17 protein-coding genes, 1 pseudogene and 1 riboswitch are annotated in these 18295 nt (G+C 70.7%); of the genes and pseudogenes, 16 read left to right on the forward strand and 2 right to left on the reverse strand.

The genetic code is table 11. The features are described from left to right. Nucleotides 1-24 precede the first annotated feature (24 nt). From CLV30_RS11325 to CLV30_RS11390, 14 genes and pseudogenes are all read left to right on the forward strand, one after another. Entirely contained in the window at nt 25-2064 is a 2040-nt protein-coding gene (locus CLV30_RS11325) for a glycoside hydrolase family 2 protein (protein ID WP_106537326.1), read from the forward strand. Nucleotides 2065-2255: 191 nt separating this feature from the next. Next, nucleotides 2256-2852: a cardiolipin synthase ClsA gene (clsA, locus tag CLV30_RS11330; RefSeq protein ID WP_106537327.1), complete on the forward strand. Its 597-nt coding sequence runs from the start codon at nt 2256-2258 to the stop codon at nt 2850-2852. A gap of 58 nt (nt 2853-2910) precedes the next feature. After that, complete coding sequence (locus CLV30_RS11335; protein ID WP_129710976.1) at nt 2911-3762, forward strand: DUF881 domain-containing protein; 852 nt, start codon at nt 2911-2913, stop codon at nt 3760-3762. Next, nucleotides 3759-4091, forward strand: a complete 333-nt coding sequence (locus CLV30_RS11340; RefSeq protein WP_106537329.1) for a small basic family protein — start codon at nt 3759-3761, stop codon at nt 4089-4091. Before CLV30_RS11335 ends, CLV30_RS11340 begins: the two co-directional genes overlap by 4 nt. Next, the gene (locus CLV30_RS11345) at nt 4084-4902 is read left to right on the forward strand and encodes a DUF881 domain-containing protein (protein WP_106537330.1); all 819 of its coding nucleotides are present in this window, start codon (nt 4084-4086) and stop codon (nt 4900-4902) included. Before CLV30_RS11340 ends, CLV30_RS11345 begins: the two co-directional genes overlap by 8 nt. A gap of 67 nt (nt 4903-4969) precedes the next feature. Beyond that, the gene (gene gcvH / locus CLV30_RS11350; protein WP_129710977.1) at nt 4970-5356 is read left to right on the forward strand and encodes a glycine cleavage system protein GcvH; all 387 of its coding nucleotides are present in this window, start codon (nt 4970-4972) and stop codon (nt 5354-5356) included. Between the two features lie 86 nt (nt 5357-5442). Then, nucleotides 5443-6063 (forward strand): annotated as a pseudogene (locus CLV30_RS27300) (FHA domain-containing protein); the annotation flags it as partial. Then, nucleotides 6060-6806: a transcriptional regulator FtsR gene (ftsR, locus tag CLV30_RS11360; protein WP_211300048.1), complete on the forward strand. Its 747-nt coding sequence runs from the start codon at nt 6060-6062 to the stop codon at nt 6804-6806. The pseudogene CLV30_RS27300 and the gene ftsR, both read left to right, overlap by 4 nt. Before the next feature lie 150 nt (nt 6807-6956). Continuing rightward, on the forward strand, nt 6957-7433 hold the full coding sequence (locus tag CLV30_RS11365; RefSeq protein ID WP_106537494.1) for a bifunctional nuclease family protein: 477 nt from the start codon (nt 6957-6959) through the stop codon (nt 7431-7433). A 287-nt stretch (nt 7434-7720) separates the two neighbouring features. Beyond that, nucleotides 7721-8245: a MerR family transcriptional regulator gene (locus CLV30_RS11370; protein WP_420841991.1), complete on the forward strand. Its 525-nt coding sequence runs from the start codon at nt 7721-7723 to the stop codon at nt 8243-8245. 424 nt (nt 8246-8669) lie between these two features. After that, a riboswitch (glycine riboswitch) is annotated at nt 8670-8765 on the forward strand. Between the two features lie 73 nt (nt 8766-8838). Further along, a complete protein-coding gene (gene gcvP / locus CLV30_RS11375) occupies nt 8839-11694 on the forward strand; it encodes an aminomethyl-transferring glycine dehydrogenase (protein ID WP_106537333.1) in 2856 nt (951 codons plus the stop codon). Nucleotides 11695-11982: 288 nt separating this feature from the next. Then, on the forward strand, nt 11983-12627 hold the full coding sequence (locus tag CLV30_RS11380) for a DedA family protein (RefSeq protein WP_106537334.1): 645 nt from the start codon (nt 11983-11985) through the stop codon (nt 12625-12627). Nucleotides 12628-12650: 23 nt separating this feature from the next. Further along, nucleotides 12651-13820, forward strand: coding sequence for a sensor histidine kinase (locus CLV30_RS11385; RefSeq protein ID WP_106537335.1), 1170 nt, complete (start codon nt 12651-12653; stop codon nt 13818-13820). Further along, entirely contained in the window at nt 13811-14455 is a 645-nt protein-coding gene (locus CLV30_RS11390) for a response regulator transcription factor (protein WP_106537336.1), read from the forward strand. The genes CLV30_RS11385 and CLV30_RS11390 overlap by 10 nt, the downstream gene beginning before the upstream one ends. Here the strand turns inward: CLV30_RS11390 and CLV30_RS11395 are convergent. Further along, entirely contained in the window at nt 14440-15153 is a 714-nt protein-coding gene (locus CLV30_RS11395) for a DedA family protein (RefSeq protein ID WP_106537337.1), read from the reverse strand. The genes CLV30_RS11390 and CLV30_RS11395 overlap by 16 nt on opposite strands. 232 nt (nt 15154-15385) lie before the next feature. Between CLV30_RS11395 and CLV30_RS11400 the strand changes: the two genes are divergently transcribed. Together CLV30_RS11400 and CLV30_RS11405 are read left to right on the forward strand one after the other, a co-directional pair. Then, on the forward strand, nt 15386-16177 hold the full coding sequence (locus CLV30_RS11400; RefSeq protein WP_106537338.1) for a polysaccharide deacetylase family protein: 792 nt from the start codon (nt 15386-15388) through the stop codon (nt 16175-16177). Between the two features lie 124 nt (nt 16178-16301). Further along, entirely contained in the window at nt 16302-16898 is a 597-nt protein-coding gene (locus CLV30_RS11405; RefSeq protein ID WP_129710978.1) for a ComEA family DNA-binding protein, read from the forward strand. Nucleotide 16899: 1 nt separating this feature from the next. Here CLV30_RS11405 and CLV30_RS11410 read toward each other — a convergent pair whose 3' ends face one another. After that, on the reverse strand, nt 16900-18255 hold the full coding sequence (locus CLV30_RS11410) for an FAD-binding oxidoreductase (protein WP_106537340.1): 1356 nt from the start codon (nt 18253-18255) through the stop codon (nt 16900-16902). Nucleotides 18256-18295 lie beyond the last annotated feature (40 nt).

Consider the following 18295-nt stretch of genomic DNA (forward strand, 5'->3'; position numbering starts at 1 on the left):
CTACCGCGAAAGGGTCCCTCACCCATGACCTCTGCCGTCCCGCGCGCGGAGTACCCGCGTCCCGACCGCGACCGTTCGCAGCGCTGGCTGCCGCTCAACGGCGAGTGGAACTTCGAGTGCGCGCAAGGCACCTCGACGATCGTCGTCCCGTTCGCCTGGGAGACGGCCGCGTCCGGGGTCGGGCGGACCTGGCTCGAGGAGGCGACGTACCGCCGGCTGCTCACCGCGCCGGCCGGGTGGGCCGGGGCCAGGGTTTTCCTCTGTTTCGGCGCCGTGCACCACGAGACGCGGGTGACGCTCGACGGCGCCGCCGTCGGCTCGCACACCGGCGGGTACGAGCCGTTCGAGTTCGACGTCACCGAGCTGCTCACGCCGGGGGAGACGCACGAGCTGCGGGTGGACGTGCGCGCTCCGGCGGACAAGCGCGCGATCCCGCACGGCAAACAGCGTTCGATTCCCCGTGACGACTACGACGGCGTCTCGTTCACGCCGTCGTCGGGGATCTGGCAGAGCGTGTGGCTCGAGGCCCGCGGACGCACCTACCTCGACACGATCGCGGTGCGCGGCGACTCGCTGACCGGTTTCGACATCACCGCGCGGCTGGCCGGGGACGATCCCGCAGAGGCACCCGTGGTGGCTGAGATCGTCGACGGCTCGGCTCACGGCGAGCGGGTCCGGCTCGTGTCCGATGCCGACGGCCGCGTCCATGGCCGGCTCGACGTCGCCGAACCGCACCTGTGGAGCCCGGCGGATCCGCATCTGTACTCGCTCGAGTTCACTGTCGGCACGGGCGAGGCCGACCGGGTGACCGTGACCGGCGGCCTGCGGCGGTTCGAGGCGCTGGGCGAGCAGCTGTACCTGAACGGGGACCGGCTCTACGTGCGTGGTGTGCTCGACCAGGGCTACTGGCCCGGCACCGGCGTGACCGCCCCGGACGACGCCGCGCTGGTCCGCGATCTGGAGCTCGCCCGCGAGTGCGGGTACAACCTGGTGCGCAAGCACATCAAGCTCGAAGAACCTCGCTGGCTGCACCACGCCGACCGGACGGGGATGCTGGTGTGGGCCGAACCACCCGCACCCAGCCGGTACAGCGACGAGGCGGCGCTGGCGTTCGAGGCGCAGCTCGCGCCCATGGTCGACCGCGACGGCAACCATCCGTCGATCGTCGTCTGGGGCCTTTACAACGAGGAGTGGGGCCTCGACTGGGACATCCCCGGCACTCCCGCGCACGCGGCGGCGGCCGCACGGGCCTACGACGCGATGCGCCGGCTCGACCCGTCCCGCCCGATCGTCGAGAACTCCGGGTGGGCGCACGTCAAGACCGACCTCGTCGACTGGCATTACTACGACGACGACCCGGCGGCGTGGGCGGCCAACGTCGCCGCGCTGGCCGCCGGCTTTCGCGAGGACTTCCCCGTCAAGCTGGGACCGGACTTCGTCGTCGACAAGCCGCTGTACGGCAGCGCCCAGCACCCGCGCTCCGGGCTGCCTGTCCTGAACAGCGAGTACGGCGCGGGCTTCACCAGCCTCGAGCGCGCCTGGCAGCTGCGGTGGCAAACACAGGAACTGCGCCGGCACGACCGGTTCGCCGGCTACGTGTACACCGAGCTGACCGACGTCGAGCACGAGATGGCCGGTATCTTCGGCGCCGACCGCACGCGCAAGGACCTCGGCGGGCTGCGTCCGTGCGACGTGAACAGCGAGACCGTCCTGGTGGTCGACCTCGTCCCCGCCCACGCCGGCGCCGACATGCGCGTGCCCGACGCCCCGGTCACGCTCGACGTCCACGTCTCCCATCACGGGACGGGCGCGATCGCGGGACGCGTGCGCGCGGCATGGGCGCCACCGGGAACGCCCCTCGGTGCCGGCTGCCACGAGCTCGCGGCCGAGTCGGGAACGGTGAAGGCGGAGCCGTTCGTCCTCAGTGCGGCGACCCGTGTCGAGATCCCGCCGCCAGGGGCGGTGGCCTCGGCGCGTCTGCTCCTGTGGCTGGTCGACGACGCGGACGAGGTCGCGGCGCGGACGTTCCTCGACGCGGCGCCGATCGAGGTGCCGAACCGCTGACCGTCGCGGCCTTCGGTCCGTTTCGACGCCTCGGGACCGGCCCCGGTCCGCTGCCGTGTCCTCCGTGCGGAGGATCCGATCCACACCCTGGGTAGGGACCGGGCGGACGGTGTCACGCGGGCGCGGGTGAACGGGGTACCTTGGTTCGAAACACCGGGTGCGGACAGCGATGATGCGGGAGAGGCGGCGCCGTGGACGTCCAAGAGACGGGGGTGCAGACCAATCGGGTCCTGACGGTCCCGAACCTGCTTTCGGTCCTCCGGCTGCTCGGCGTCCCGCTGTTCCTGTGGCTGGTGCTCGTCGAGGAGGCGGACACCTGGGCCATCATCGTCCTCGCCGCCTCCGGGTTCACCGACTATCTCGACGGCAAACTGGCGCGACGCTGGAATCAGATCAGCCGGGTCGGTCAACTACTTGACCCGCTGGCCGATCGGTTGTACATCTTCACCACCATCGTCGCGCTGACGTTGCGCGAGGTCATCCCGTTGTGGTTCGCCATCCTGCTGGTCGGCCGGGACGTCGCGATGGCGGTGGTGGTGGCGTTCGTACGCGCCCGGCGCGGCATCACCGGACTGCCGGTGCACTTCCTGGGCAAGTCGGCGACGTTCTGCCTGCTGTACGCGTTCCCGCTGCTGCTGTGGGGGGACGGTGACGGGACGTTGCCGCTGCTGGCCCGGGTGTTCGGCTGGGCGTTCGCGATCTGGGGCGTCGCGTTGTACTGGTGGGCGGCGGCGCTGTACGTCATCCAGGCACGGAACGTGGTCCGTGAGGAAGGAGCGACATCGTGAGTGGGACGGCACCGGCGCGTGCGGTCCTGACACCGGGTCGTGCGAGCATGGGGCAGTGGTGACAGGGCAAGATTCCGGTACGCCCCCGCAACGGCGGCCGGACGAGTCGATGTCACTGCTCAACGACCTGTTCGCGAAACCGCTGGAGCCGGGGTACGAGGACGTCGCGGCTCGCCGGCGCGCGGCCGGTGAAGACCCGGCCAGCGTCGGACAGCTGCGCTTCTCGCCTGCCCTGATCCTCGGCACCGTCGCGCTGGGCCTGCTGCTGACCATGGCGGCGTTGCAGGTGCGAGCCACCGCCGACGTCGTCTCGGCCGAGCGGCAGAGCCTGATCGAGCGGATCCACGCCGAGGACGACAACGTGAGCCGGTTGCAGGAGACGGTCGCGTCGTTGGAGTCCGAGATCAGCGGTCTCGAGGCCTCGCTGCTCGAGAACTCGGCGGCTGGGCGACAATTGCGCGATGAGGTACGGCAGTTGCAGGCGCGCGCGGGGAGTATGGCGGTGACCGGACCCGGAGTGGTGGTCACCGTCGACAATGCGGAGAACCCGGAGAGCTACGAGGACCCGAACGACGCGCTCGTCCAGGACATCGACCTGCAGCAGGCCGTCAACGGGCTGTGGGCCGCCGGGGCCGAGGCCGTCAGCATCAACGGGCAGCGCATCACCGCGCTGACCGCCATCCGGCGGGTCGACAACGTCATGAAGATCAACTACCGTCCCACCCAGGCGCCGTACGAGATCACCGCGATCGGCGACTCGCGGTCGTTGCCCAGCGAGTTCGGCGACGGCACCGGCGCTTCGTGGTTGCGCTACTTCAGCTTGCCCTTCGACGTGCAGTCCGCGGAGTCGTTGACGGTTCCCGCCGGCAGCACCTCGCTGATCTACGCCAAGCCCGGGGAGGCCACGTGATCCCTCTGGCCGGAGTTCTGCTCGGCGTGCTCGCCGGGCTGGCGTTCGACGTGTCCGTCCCGCTCGAGCTGCAGCCGTACCTGCCCATCGCCATCGTCGCCGCGCTCGACGCGGTGTTCGGCGGAGTCCGCGCGGTGATGGAGGGCATCTTCAACGACAAGGTGTTCGTCGTCTCGTTCATCGCCAACGTGCTCATCGCCGCGTTCATCGTGTTCCTGGGTGACCAGCTCGGCGTCGGCTCGCAGCTGTCCACCGCGGTCATCGTGGTACTGGGCATCCGCATCTTCACCAACGTCGCGACCATCAGGCGGCTCGTGTTCCATGCCTGATCAGGAGCCGCGCACCGACGAGTCCACGACGGGCAGGAAACCGCCGCGGTTCACCCCCGCGGCGCCGTCGGGGCTGAAGCGGCTGTGGCGGGCGCTGAGCAAGCGCCCGGACACCGGGCACATCGGCGTCGGGCTGCTCGTCGGGCTGCTGGCGTTCGCCGCGGTCGTGCAGGTGCGAGCCGACGACGACGAAGCGCTGGCCAACGCGCGCCGCGACGACCTCGTGCAGATCCTGGACGGGCTGCGGCGGCAGTCCGAGCGCCTGGAGGACCAGGTCGCCAGCCTCGAAGCCGACCGGCGTGACCTCGTCAGCGGCGCCGACAGCGAAACGGACGCGCTCAAGCAGGCCCAGGAGCGCGCACGGGTCGTCGGAGTACTGGCCGGCACCGTCCCGGCCACCGGACCGGGCATCATCATGACCATCACCGACCCGGACCACCGGGTGAACTCGGTGCTGATGTACAGCGCGATCCAGGAGCTGCGCGACGCCGGCGCCGAGGCGATCCAGATCCTCGGCGACGGCAACGACTCGGCCGTGCGTGTGGTGCACGACACGTACTTCCTGGGACCGGAGGACGGAGCCATGAACATCGGCGGCACCATGGTCGAGCCGCCGTACAATGTCGTGGCCATCGGTGATCCCGGCACCCTGGCCGGGGCGATGTCGTTCACCAAGGGCATCGTCTCGCGCATCGAGGACCAGAAGGCACAGGCCACGGTGACCGAGTACAACGAGCTGACAGTGGACGTGTTGCACGAGCCGCAGCCCCATCAGTACGCTCGCCCGGCGCCGGAGGACGAGGACGATTGACCGGCGCTCCCAGTGATTCGCTCATGAATTCGACAACCGGCGTGTGCCGTGGAGGAGGCAGATTTCGTTGTATCCCGACGACCTGAGGTACACCTCGAAACACGAGTGGGTGCGTAGTCCCGGTGAGGCGGAGGGCAGCGTCCGCATCGGCATCACGCACTTCGCCCAGGAACAGTTGGGTGACATCGTCTACGTCCAGTTGCCCGCCGTCGGCGACGAGCTGACCGCCGACGACGTCTGCGGCGAGTTGGAGTCGACCAAGAGCGTCAGTGAGCTGTACGCGCCGGTCTCCGGCACGGTCGTGGCGCGCAACGACGATCTCGACGCCTCTCCGGAACAGGTCAACGCCGAGCCCTACGGCGCCGGATGGATGATCGAGATGATCCCGTCCGACGAGTCGGCGCTGGAGGGACTGCTGACCGCCGCGGACTATCGAGCGCAGGTCGAGGGGTGAGCGACGTGTGAGTCCGGCGAGCCGGCTCGTCGAGGCCAGTTGACCCCTGGCCGTGCCGGTCCTAGGTTGCCAGCATCCGTAAACTCTCAGGCGAAGGTCGAGGGTCACTCGACGACACCCGACTCGCCGACGACTCGAGCCACGGGAAGCCGTGGCGGGAGGCCATGCCGATGCCGTTCTGCACCCAGTGCGGTCACCAAAACCCGACCGATGCGAAGTTCTGCTCCCAGTGTGGGACGCCTCTGGTCACCGCCTCGCAGCCCGCGGAAGCGCCGGGTGACTCGACCAGCACCATGGCGACGGTCCGTGACGAGCCCGAACGGGGCGAGCGTGAGGACGGCAGCGACCTCGCCACGGCCGATCAGGCGGCCGTCGACGCGCTACCGGCAGGGAGTGCGCTGCTGGTGGTGCTGCGGGGTCCCAACGCGGGCAGCCGGTTCCTGCTCGACACCGACGTCGTCAGCGCCGGCCGGCACCCGGACTCGGACATCTTCCTCGACGACGTGACGGTGTCGCGCCGGCACGCCGAGTTCCGTCGTATGCCGGGCGGATTCGTCGTCTCCGACGTGGGTAGCCTGAACGGCACCTACGTCAATCGCGACCGGATCGACGAGGTTGTGTTGAACAACGGGGACGAAGTCCAGATCGGCAAGTATCGTCTTGTCTACTACTCCAGTCAGCAAGGGTTCGGAGGCGGACCGAGGTGAGCCCAGCCGAAGCACGTGCCCCCGGCGAGGCCGGTAGGGGCGCGGCGCGGCAGGCTCCGGAGACGATGAGCATCGGCGAAGTCCTGGCGCAGCTGCGCCAGGACTTTCCCGATGTGAGCATTTCCAAGATCCGGTTCCTCGAGACCGAAGGGCTGGTCGAGCCGCAGCGGTCGCCGTCGGGATACCGGCGGTTCACCGCCGACGACGTCGCGCGGCTGCGCTACGTGCTCACGGTCCAGCGCGACCACTACCTGCCGTTGCGGGTCATCAAGGAACAGCTCGAACAGCTCGACCGCGGCATGGAACTGGTGACCGAGGGCGCCAGCACGGTCACCCCGTACACCGCCGCCGGCCCGGCGTCCGACCCGAACGAGGTCGTGCTGTCTCGCTCGTCGCTGCTCGAGGCCGCAGCGATCACCGAGGAGCTGCTGGCCGAGCTCGAGTCCTACGGCCTGGTCAGCGCCGGTCGTGGCGGCACCTACGACGCCGAGGCGCTGATGGTCGCGCGCACCGTCGGCGAGCTGGCCGAGTTCGGGCTGCAGCCACGGCACCTGCGCGCGGTTCGTACCGCCGCCGAGCGCGAGGTCGACCTCGTCGAGCAGGTCGTGGCGCCGATGCGCAAGCAGCGCGGCGCCGACGCGCAGGGGCGCGCCGACGAGTCGGCCGATCAGGTGGCCCGCCTGACCGTGCGGCTGCACGCCGCCCTCGTCGAAGCCGGCATCCGCCGCGTCCGCTCTCGCTGACACCCGGATTGCGGAATGATCACGTTCCGCATGGAATTCCCTGCGTCACCACCCTTGCAGGCCTGGTGACGCATACGAAGTCCTGGTGATGGCCAACGGACCTCGCCGACGTCTCTGGCACCGGGGTCGCTCAGGAGTAGTGTGGAACCCGTGCATGAGCTTGACGTCGTGGGTGTACGTGTAGAGATGCCCTCCAACCAGCCGATCGTGCTGCTCCGCGAGGTCGGCGGGCAGCGGTACCTGCCCATCTGGATCGGCGCCGTGGAGGCGACGGCGATCGCCTTCGCCCAGCAGGGGGTGGTGCCACCGCGCCCGATGACGCACGACCTGTTCAAGGACGTGCTCGACACGGTCGGGGTCGATCTCGAGCAGGTGCGGATCACCGAAGTGCGCGACAACACTTACTACGCCGAGCTGGTGTTGTCGGGCGGGTACGAGGTCAGCTCGCGCCCGTCGGACTCGATCGCGCTCGCGTTGCGCACGGGGACGCCGATCTACGCTTCCGAGCCGCTGCTCGACGAGGCCGGAGTGCTGATGGCGGATCCGGACTCGGAGGAAGAGGAGGAAGACGAGGTGGCCCGGTTCCGGGAGTTCCTGGAACAGGTGACGCCGGAGGACTTCAGCTGACGCGGTGCCGGGCGGCGGGTGCCGGCTCCGTTTCGGCCTCGAGCTGAAGTTGAGCTTGAGAGTTGCCGCGTGTTGCGTTGACCCCTGTCGGGGGCGGGCCTAACGTCACTGATGTAACACTCGTGGGCCATCCCGGCGAGTGCACCGCCGTGGCGGGACGCCAGGGGATTGACGATGAAGGGGTCGGCGTGAGCGCAGACAGCACATCCGGGACGGGTACGGCGGGCGGGCCCGGACGGCCGGCGTCGACAGCGCCTGGCGGCGCGGGACATCTCACCCAGCAGGGGCTGCTGTTCGAAGGAATGGTCGGCCCGGTGCCCGAGGACGTCGGTTACCGCGGGCCCACGGCATGTAACGCCGCCGGGATCACGTACCGGCAGCTCGACTACTGGGCGCGGACCGGCCTCGTCGAACCCACCGTGCGCAACGCGACCGGCTCCGGCAGTCAGCGGCTGTACTCGTTCCAGGACATCCTGGTGCTGAAGATCGTCAAACGACTCCTCGACACCGGCGTCTCGTTGCAGCAGATCCGCCAGGCGGTGCAGCACCTGCGCGATCGTGGCGTGGAGGACCTCGCCGGCATCACCCTGATGAGTGACGGCGCCAGCGTTTACGAGTGCACGTCGGCCGACGAGGTCGTCGACCTCGTGCAGGGCGGGCAGGGCGTCTTCGGGATCGCGGTGGGCCGCGTCTGGCGCGAGATCGAGGCGAGTCTGCACGAGCTGCCGGCCGTCCGTGCCGACGAGGAGCCGCCCGAGCATCCGGGCGATCAGCTCGCGGCCCGCCGTCGTGCCCGCGCCGCGGGCGCATGATCCACGGCTGGCCCCCGTTCCCGGGCCACCACACCCGCCCGCCACGCCGGCTGGGAATGATCACGTCCCGCATGGAATTCCCTGCGTCACCACCCTTTCAGGCCTAGTGATGCGTGCAGAAGCCTCGTGATGTCGACGCCGGCCAAGCTGATGTATCCAACGTCAACGGTGCCGCGGCGACGTGGTGACGCGGCGGTTCCGCCGAGTGTCGAGCCGTCCCCGTGCCGTCCCACCGCTTTGCGGGAGCCGGGGTTCTGACGAGCAGCCGAGCCGTGGGTCCACCACTAGGCTTTTCCACGCATCACCAGGCCTGAAAGGGTGGTGACGCAGGGAATTCCATGCGGAACGTGATCATTCCCAGGGGAGCCGAACGGGAGCGGAGGGCTGTTCCTGGCGGAATCGGGTTATGCTGGGTAAGAGCCGTCGACTCTGGCCGGGAGAGTCTTCGTACGCGGGTACGAAGCGCCGAAGGGGCAACTTCCCCGTCAACCTCTCAGGCACCCAGGACCGGTCGGGCGAGGCCGCTCTGGAGTCGCCGACGGCGGCGACAACAGAGGGGGAGCACTCGCACCCGTGACCGAGGAGCTCCGTTCATGTTCCAACCGTTGGCTCAGACTTCCGGCGACGCGCCGTTCGTCGCGCGGCACGTCGGTCCGCGCGACGACGAGATCGCGAAGATGCTCGACGCGGTGGGTTACGAATCGCTCGACGCACTGGTCGACGCGGCCGTGCCACAGGCGATCCGCAGCATCGACGCCCTCGACCTGCCGCCCGCGAGCACCGAACTCGAGGCACTGGACGAGCTGCGCGCACTGTCGCGGCGGAACCAGCGCCAGACCCAGATGATCGGACTCGGGTACTCCGACACGATCACCCCGCAGGTGGTGCTGCGCCGGGTCCTCGAGAGCCCGGCCTGGTACACCGCCTACACGCCGTATCAGCCGGAGATCTCGCAGGGCCGGCTCGAGGCGCTGCTGAACTACCAGACGATGGTCGCCGACCTCTCCGGGTTGCCGACCGCCAACTCGAGCCTGCTCGACGAGTCGACGGCGGCCGCCGAGGCGATGACGCTGATGCGCCGCGCGGTGCGAGGCGAGGGCGGCGTGCTGGTCGTCGACGAGGACTGCCTGCCGCAGACCATCGCCGTCGTCCGGACGCGTGCCGAACCGCTCGGACTGTCCGTGCGGGTGGCCGACCTCGACGACGGTCTGCCGGACGGTGACGTGTTCGGCGTGCTCGTGCAGTATCCGGGCGCATCCGGCCGGGTCCGCGACCTGCGTACGATCACCGAGGAGGCGCACGAACGCGGCGCCCTGGTGACGGTCGCCGCCGATCTGCTGGCGATGACGCTGGTGACGCCGCCCGGTGAGCTCGGAGCCGACGTGGTCGTCGGTTCGTCGCAGCGGTTCGGCGTGCCGCTCGGTTACGGCGGCCCGCACGCCGGCTACATGGCTGTGCGCACCGGTCTCGAGCGCGGCCTGCCGGGCCGTCTCGTGGGCGTGTCGAAGGACGTGCACGGTGCGCCCGCCTACCGGCTCGCCCTGCAGACGCGAGAGCAGCACATCCGCCGCGAGAAGGCGACGTCGAACATCTGCACCGCGCAGGTCCTGCTGGCGGTGGTGGCCTCCATGTACGCGGTGTGGCACGGTCCGGACGGTCTGCGCGACATCGCCGGCCGGGTGCACCGGCAGGCGGCCGGGCTGGCCACGGCGTTGCGTGCCGGCGGCGTCGAGGTCGTGCACGACACGTTCTTCGACACCGTCCTGGCGCGGGTGCCCGGCCGTGCCGAGGCCGTCGCCGCCGACGCGGGCGAGCTCGGCGTGAACGTGGGCGTCGCCGGGACCGACCTGGTCCGGGTGGCGTGTGACGAGGTGACCACCGATGTCGACCTGCGGCGGGTGCTGAAGGCGTTCGGCATCGAGTCGCCGCAGCTGCCCACCGAGGCGGAGGCATTGCCGGCCGGGCTGCGTCGCGGCAGCGCCTACCTCACGCATCCGGTGTTCAACTCGCACCGGTCCGAGACGTCGATGCTGCGGTATCTGCGGCGGCTCTCGGACAAGGACTACGCGCTCGACCGCGGCATGATCCCGCTGGGTTCGTGCACCATGAAGCTGAACGCGGCGACCGAGATGGAGCCGATCACCTGGCCGGGCTTCGCCGGCATCCACCCGTTCGCGCCGGTCGAGCAGGCCGACGGCTACGTGGCCATGATCCGCCAGCTGGAGCAGTGGCTGGCCACGCTCACCGGCTACGACACCGTGTCCATTCAGCCGAACGCCGGGTCGCAGGGCGAGCTGGCGGGGTTGCTGGCCATCCGCGCCTACCATCGCGCCAACGGTGACGACCAGCGCGACGTGTGCCTGATCCCGTCCAGCGCGCACGGCACCAACGCCGCGTCGGCGGTGATGGCCGGGATGCGCGTGGTGGTGGTCGCCGCCGACGAGGACGGCGCGGTCGATCTGGACAGCCTGCAGGCGAAGATCGACGAGCACGGCGACCGGCTCGCGGCGATCATGGTGACCTACCCGTCCACGCACGGCGTGTACGAGGAGGGCATCACCGAGATCGCCCGGCGGGTGCACGAGGCTGGGGGACAGGTCTACGTCGACGGGGCGAACCTGAACGCGCTGCTCGGGCTGGCCAAGCCGGGTGAGTTCGGCGCCGACGTCAGTCACCTGAACCTGCACAAGACGTTCTGCATCCCGCACGGCGGCGGTGGTCCGGGCGTCGGGCCGATCGGGGTGCGCGCGCACCTGTCGCCGTACCTGCCGAACCATCCGATGCTGCCGGAGGCGGGCCCGGCCAGCGGCGTCGGGCCGATCTCCGGCGCTCCGTTCGGCTCGGCGTCGATCCTGCCGATCCCGTGGGCCTACATCCGGATGATGGGCCCGGAGGGGTTGAAGCTGGCGACGCAGACGGCGGTGCTGAACGCGAACTACGTGGCCGCGCGGCTGGCCGGGCACTTCCCGGTGCTGTACGCGGGCCGCAACGGGCTGGTCGCGCACGAGTGCATCGTCGACCTTCGGCAGCTGACGAAGTCCAGCGGCATCACGGTCGACGACGTCGCCAAACGGCTGATCGACTACGGCTTCCACGCTCCGACGATGTCGTTCCCGGTGGCGGGGACGCTCATGATCGAGCCGACCGAGTCGGAGGACAAGGCCGAGCTCGACCGGTTCTGCGACGCGATGATCGCCATCCGGGCCGAGGCGGACAAGGTCGCCGCCGGCGACTGGCCCGCCGACGACAACCCGCTGACCGGCGCGCCGCACACCGCGGAGTCGCTCATCGGCTCGTGGGAGCACCCGTACGAGCGCGAGACCGCCGTCTACCCGATCCGGTCGGTGCGCGGGGACAAGTACTGGCCTCCGGTGGGCCGCATCGACGGCGCGTACGGAGACCGGCACCTGGTCTGTTCCTGCCCGGCACCCGAGGCGTTCGAGTCCTGACACCGATGTGAAATGATCACGTTCTCCATGGAGTTCCAGCGCGTCACTACCCCTACAGGCCTGGTGACGCGCTGGAAAGCCTGGTGACGTGGTCGCTGCGACTCCGGCAGGAGGCGCGACGGGTCGTCGACGGCATCGCGCGGCCGACGACCCGTCGCGAAGCCCGAGCGGGTCAGGGGAACCCTGACCAAGGTCGGAGGGAGGGATCCGACTTCGGTGGCATGTGCCGGCTGATCGCCCCGCGTAGTGTCGGAAGTGACGTCAGTGGGGACGAAGGGCTCGGAGGGCATGGACGAAGCAATCATCGATCTGGCGCGCGACATCATGGGGTCGCCGTGGGTGTACACGGTCTTGTTCGCGATCGCCGCGATCGACGCGTTCTTCCCCGCGGTCCCCAGCGAGAGCCTCGTCATCACGGCGGGGGTCTTCGCCGCCAGTGGTGAGCCGACCCTGCTGTTCGTGATCATCGCCGGAGCGCTGGGAGCGTTCCTCGGCGACCACATCTCGTACACCATCGGCCGCACGGCCGGGACGCGGTTCCGGCATCGGTTCGAAGGCGGGAAACGGGCCGGCGCCACGTTCGGCTGGGCCGAGCGGATGCTCCGACAACGCGGCGGGCTGATCATCGTCGTCGCGCGTTACATCCCCGGTGGCCGCACGGCGGTGACGCTGACCGCGGGCACCGTCGAGTACCCGTTGCGCAAGTTCAGCCTGTTCGACGCCATCGCGGCGGCGTCCTGGGCCACCTACTCCGGGATGATCGGCTACCTCGGCGGCAAGGCGTTCGAGGAGAACCCGCTGTTGGGTCTCGCCGTCGGCCTCGGGGTGGCGCTGAGCATCACCGCGATCGTCGAGCTGGTGCGACACCAGCTGGCCAAGCGCCGTGCCCGCGCGGCCACGACGCCGGACGACCACCCGCAGGAACTGGTCTGAGCAGCACCTCGTTCGAGTCGCCGATGCTGCAGCAGGTCGGCACACTGGTGGCGCGCCGCACGACCGGTCTCCTCGCCGGGGCCGCGGGCGCACTGGTCCAGTTGGTGTTCGTGGCCGTCCTGGTGCTGGCGATGCTGCCCGTCATCCGGTGGCGCCGGCGGCGGGCGGCGTTGCTGCGCGCCGCCTGGCCGGGTACGCGTGCGCTGGCGGAGTGGGACCGGCGCCGGCTGGCGCGATGGTTCGCGGTCTCGGCCGCCGAGCCGGTGGAGCAGCGGCGGGTGGTGACGTTCCTCGCCCTGCGGTCGATGTCCGGCCTGCTGGCCGGCGCGATCCTGGGGCTGGTCTGCTGGGGTCTGGTCACTGTGTTCGTCATGCTCCGGTCCTGGCTGCTGGACGTTCCCGCCGACTACACCGAGGGTGCCGACCAGGTGACGACGGGGACGGTGCTGGTCGCGGTCCTCCCCGGCGCGGTGCTGCTGTACCTGGCGCTGCAGGGACTGGCCGGCGTGGTCGGCCTCGAGCGGCGCCTGGCGCACCACTACCTGGGACGCAGCCGGAACGAGCTGCTGCAGCGGCGGATCAGCGAACTCGCCGAGAGCCGCGCGGGTGTCGTCGACGTGGTCGACGCGGAACGCCGACGAATCGAGCGTGACCTGCACGACGGGGTCCAGCAACGGCTGGTCGCCCTGGGCGTGCTGCTGGGCCGCGCCCGTCGCGGCGCAGACGCCGAGCGCCGCGACGAGCTGCTGCGCGCGGCGCACGAGGAGACTCAGGCGGTTCTGGACGACCTGCGTCAGGTCGCGTGGCGCGTCTACCCGTCGGCGCTGGACACGCTGGGTCTGGAGGAGGCGCTGGCGGTGCTCGCGGCACGGCCGGGGGTTCCGGTCGAGGTCGAGTGCCACGACTGCGGGTCGCTGCCGGAGCCGATCGCGACGGCGGTGTACTTCGTCGTCTCCGAGACGGTGAACAACGCGGTGAAGCACGCCGCGGCGACCCGTGTCGACGTGGCCGTGCGCCGAGAGAACGGGTCGGTTCTGGCCCGGGTCTCCGACGACGGCGTCGGCGGGGCCGACCCGGACGGCGGCGGGCTGTCCGGGCTGCGTCGTCGCGTCGCCGGACAGGACGGCACGTTCGGCTTGGTGAGCCCGGCCGGCGGCCCCACCGTGGTGGAGGTGACGCTGCCGTGCGGGTGACGCTGGCCGAGGACGCGACGCTGCTGCGTGACGGTCTGGCCCGGTTGCTCGAGGACGAGGGGCACGAGGTCGTCGCCGCCGTCCGGGACGCGGATGCGCTGCTGGCCGCGGTCGAGGCCGACACGCCGGACGTCGTCGTGGCGGACGTGCGGATGCCGCCGACACACACCGACGAGGGCCTGCGGGCGGTGCTGGACATCCGCGCGAAACGGCCCGGGGTCGGCGTCCTGGTGCTGTCGCAGTACGTCGAGAAGCGCTACGCCGTCGAACTGTTCACCGCGCACACGGACGGGGTGGGTTACCTGCTGAAGGACCGGGTGGCCCACGTCGACGACTTCCTCGACGCGTTGGAGCGCGTCGGCACCGGGGGAGCGGCGTTCGACGCCGAGGTCGTGCGCCAGCTGATCGCCCGCAGCCGCCGGCCCGACCCGCTGGGCCGGCTGAGCCCGCGCGAGCGTGCCGTCCTGGAGTTGATGGCGCAGGGGCACACGAACGCGGGCGTGGCCGCCGCGATGCACCTGTCCACGAGCGCGGTCGAGAAGCACGTCAACACGATCTTCGACAAGCTCGATCTGCGCGACACCGACGGTTACAGCCGCCGCGTGCTCGCCGTGCTGCGCTACCTGGACTCGTGATCGGTGCGCCGGCGCCGGCCGGGCGCCGTGCGTTGCCCGGGTGCCGCGCGTCCGCGATCCCGGTTCCACCGGACGACGCCCGCGGTGACCGCTGCCAGAACCGCCGCGGCCACGACGGCGATGACGCCTTTCTGGAAGGTGCCGGAGTACTCCTCGACCCGGTGCCAGTTCTCGCCCAGCTGGTAACCGGCGAGGACGAAGACGGCGTTCCAGATCAGGCTGCCCAGTGTGGTGAGCACCAGGAACGACGGCAGTGACATCCGGGAGACCCCGGCGGGCACGGAGATGAAACTCCGGAAGATCGGGATCATCCGCCCGAAGAACACCGTTTTCGGGCCGTGCCGGTCGAACCATGCCTCGGTCCGGTCCACGTCCGTGATCTTGATCAACGGCAGCGCGGTCAGGATCGCCCGGGTGCGGTCGCGGCCGATGGCCGCACCCACGGCGTACCAGACGAGCGCGCCGACGACCGAACCCAGCGTCGTCCAGACGAGGGCAGCAGGCAGGCTCATGCCGCCGTGGCTGGCAGTGAATCCGGCGACGGGCAGGATGATCTCGCTGGGCAGCGGCGGGAAGACGTTCTCGGCGGCGATGGCGAGCCCGGCTCCGACGGCGCCCATCGACTCCATCAGGTCGACGGCCCAGCCGGCGAGCCCGGAGAGTTCGGCAGTGTCGGTCGTGGTCTGCGGGAGTGTCATGATCGCGACGCTAGGGTTCGGGCGGGTGCCGTGCCGATGGTGCCGGCCACCGGGACGGTTGCGGTTTCCCGCAGCCGCGGGGTGCGGACCTCCGCAACGCCCGGGGACCTGGCGCACCCGACCGAAAATGTTGATCACTCCGGCGTGCCGGTCCGGGATGGCCGCGTGGAGCGAGTAGCGTCCTTTGTCCGTAACGAGGTGAATCTGCCGAGACCGCCGAGGTGGTGAGTCCGTGTCACCCACCCAGCTGCGTTCGGCCGCCGCCGTGCTGGTTCTGGCCATCGCGGTCATCGCCGCAGCGGCGCACCGGGGCCCGGTGGACAGCGCCGCCGCGGGCGCGGCTGGTGCGGGGCCGGCCAAGACCGTGGAGGTGCCCGGCCCGTTCGTGCCGGCCGACGCCGGACCGTCCATGCCCGAGGTGGACTCGCTGGGTACCCGGCATCTGACCGGCCGTGCCGGCAAGACCGTCGCGCTGACGTTCGACGACGGGCCGCACCCGGGCCAGACGCCTCAGGTGCTGCGGATCCTGCGGGACTACGATGTCACGGCGACGTTCTGTGTCGTGGAACCGAACGTTCGGCGGCACCAGGACCTGGTCCGCGAGATCGTCGCCGACGGGCACACCCTGTGCAACCACACCGTCAGCCACGACTCCCGGCTTCCCGAACGTCCCGCCGGGCGCATCGACGACGAGATCGGCACCGTCGTGCGGGCGATCGACGACGTGGTGCCGGAGGCCGCCGTGCCGTTCTTCCGCGCACCCGGCGGGAACTTCGCGGCGAACGTGAACGCCGTCGCCGACGGTTACGGCGAGCAGCCGCTCGGGTGGAGCATCGACCCCGAGGACTGGCGCGACCAGACGACACGGCGCATCCGCGACGAGGTCATCCAGCGGATGCATCCGGGTGCGGTGGTGCTGCTGCACGACGGCGGCGGCGACAGGTCCGCGACGATCGCGGCGCTGCCGCGCATCATCGAGACGGTGCGTGCCGCCGGTTACGAGTTCGTGGTGCCCAGGGCGTGACCACGGCGCGGGCGGCGACCGGCACGGATGTGGCATCCTGAGTCCGGTGGGAGATCATCGGAGCTCGGCAGCAGGCAACTCGGTGGTTGCGGCGCTGCTACGCGCGCTCGGACAGGGTCTGTGGATGTTGCTGCCCGTCCTCAGTTTCACGATCCTCGCCTGGGTGCCGGCGGCGCAGGCCTGGTGGCGTGGGCGCAGCGCGGGCTGGCTGACGACCGCGGTCGGGCTGCTTCTCGCCTCCGTCGGCGTGCTGTACGGCATGGGCAGCGACCGCGACGGGGCCGGCTGGGGGCTGCTGCTTATCGGCAACGGGATCGGTGGGGTCGCCGCCGCCGTGATGGCGCGCCCGGTCGTGTTCAACAAGCGCGACGACACCGACCCGGCGATCAGGGGCGTGCTCCGCGACCGGGAACGGCGCACGCGTGCCCGTGAGATCGCCGAAAGCGATCCGTCGATGGCGCTGGAGCTGAACATCGGCCGCCCGGACGTGCCGGGCGCCTATGCCGATGGCGGCCTGATCGATCTCAACAACGCGAGCGCGGCGGGCATCGTGCGGGTGCTCGGCTGGACGACCACGACGGCCGAGCGGTTCGTCACCGAGCGGGACACCCGTCGCGGCTACGCGTCGCTGACCGAGATCGTCGCGTTGTCCGGGTTCGACCCCAGAACGTTCGACGGCCACGCCGACCGGATCGTGGTGCTGCCGTACCGGCCGCGGTGAGCTACGGCACGGGGGTGCCGAACACGGCGCCCGGGTCGTAGGCGGCCTTGACGGCGGCGAGGTGCTCGAGCACGTCCGGGGCGTACACCTCGGGCACGTGCGCGGCGGCGTCCGGTCCGGCCAGGAAGTTGGCGAACCGCCGTCCCGTCGACCAGGGCGCGATCCGGCTCCACAACCCGTCCGGCGCGGGCTGTTCCGCGCTCGACACCGTCGCCACGCTGAACGCTGCGTCACGGTGCCCGATCGCGTCGGGAAAGTCGGGGCGCCGCGCCAGTGCCCCGCCGAGGTGACGCAGCTCCGTCATGATCGGCGCTCCCTGAGCCCCGGCGCCGGCCTCGGCGAGGACGGCGTCCGCCGCCGATGCCGGCAGATCGCGTAGCATCAGGGAGTTCTCGCGGTAGGCCGACGGCTCGGTCGGATCGTCGTGCACGCGTGCGATCGCGCTGTAGGGCATCTCGTCGACGGTGTCCGCGACGATGCCGCCGGCAGCGCGCAGCGGCGCTACGAGCCCGGCACCCGCCTCGGCCGTGCCGGTGTAGGCGATGCGGATGTGTACGACGTATCGGCCGCGTAGGTGCGGAGGTATCGCCTCCACGTCCGGCAGGTGCATCAGGGCGAGCGACGAGTTCATGCTTTCGGGGACGGTTTCGGTCCACTGCCGCCACGTGTGCACCACCTCGGCGTCGGCGTCGCCGGTGAAGAACAGCCCACCGCCGTAAAGACGGCTGACCGGAACCAGCGCGATCTCCATCGAGGTCACCAGCCCGAAGCCGGCTTTTCCGCCGCCGCGCAGCGCCCGGAACAGGTCGGTCTCGGTGTCCGGCGACACGACGCGGGTCGCGCCGTCGGCCGTCACGAGCTCGAACCGGCGGGCATGGTCGGCGGCCCAGCCGTGGCTGCGGCCCAGGACCGGCAGGCCGCCGCCGAGGGTGTACGACACCGCGCCGACGAGCGGCGACGAGCCGTTCAGCGGCGCGAGCCCGTGCTCGGCGGCCCGGTCGATGACGTCCTGCCAGCGGACGCCGGCCTGCACCCGGGCGACGCGCCGACGCGGATCGACGGTGACGCGGTCCATCCGGCGGGTGGACACGAGCACGGCGCCGTCGGCCGCGACGGTCGCGCCGTGGCCGGCCGCCTGGACGGCGAGCGGGAGGCCGCGTGCGGCGGCGAACTCGACCGCGGCCACGGCGTCGGCCGTGCCGGTGGCGCCGACCACGACGGCGGGGTGGTGCCGGATCGACCGGTTGAAGCCGGCACGTTCGGTGTCGTAGCCCTTCTCGCCGGGGAGGTGGACGGGTCCGCGTACGCGCGCGGACAGCGGTGCGGTGTCGGCAGTGGACTGTGGGGTCGTCGTCATGGGTCCCAGTCCACCGGTGACCACGAGATCCAACCAGGGC

Origin of the sequence: Haloactinopolyspora alba, from assembly GCF_003014555.1 — a bacterium.
In the GTDB taxonomy this organism is placed as follows: Bacteria; Actinomycetota; Actinomycetes; order Jiangellales; family Jiangellaceae; genus Haloactinopolyspora; species Haloactinopolyspora alba.

Excerpts from the sequence above, each read along its gene's own strand:
- CLV30_RS11325 (WP_106537326.1), top strand. The coding sequence starts at position 25 with ATGACCTCTGCCGTCCCGCGCGCGGAGTACCCGCGTCCCGACCGCGAC.
- CLV30_RS11345 (WP_106537330.1), top strand. The coding sequence starts at position 4,084 with ATGCCTGATCAGGAGCCGCGCACCGACGAGTCCACGACGGGCAGGAAA.
- gcvP (WP_106537333.1), top strand. The coding sequence starts at position 8,839 with ATGTTCCAACCGTTGGCTCAGACTTCCGGCGACGCGCCGTTCGTCGCG.
- CLV30_RS11380 (WP_106537334.1), top strand. The coding sequence starts at position 11,983 with ATGGACGAAGCAATCATCGATCTGGCGCGCGACATCATGGGGTCGCCG.
- CLV30_RS11385 (WP_106537335.1), top strand. The coding sequence starts at position 12,651 with ATGCTGCAGCAGGTCGGCACACTGGTGGCGCGCCGCACGACCGGTCTC.
- CLV30_RS11395 (WP_106537337.1), bottom strand. The coding sequence starts at position 15,153 with ATGACACTCCCGCAGACCACGACCGACACTGCCGAACTCTCCGGGCTC.
- CLV30_RS11405 (WP_129710978.1), top strand. The coding sequence starts at position 16,302 with ATGTTGCTGCCCGTCCTCAGTTTCACGATCCTCGCCTGGGTGCCGGCG.
- CLV30_RS11410 (WP_106537340.1), bottom strand. The coding sequence starts at position 18,255 with ATGACGACGACCCCACAGTCCACTGCCGACACCGCACCGCTGTCCGCG.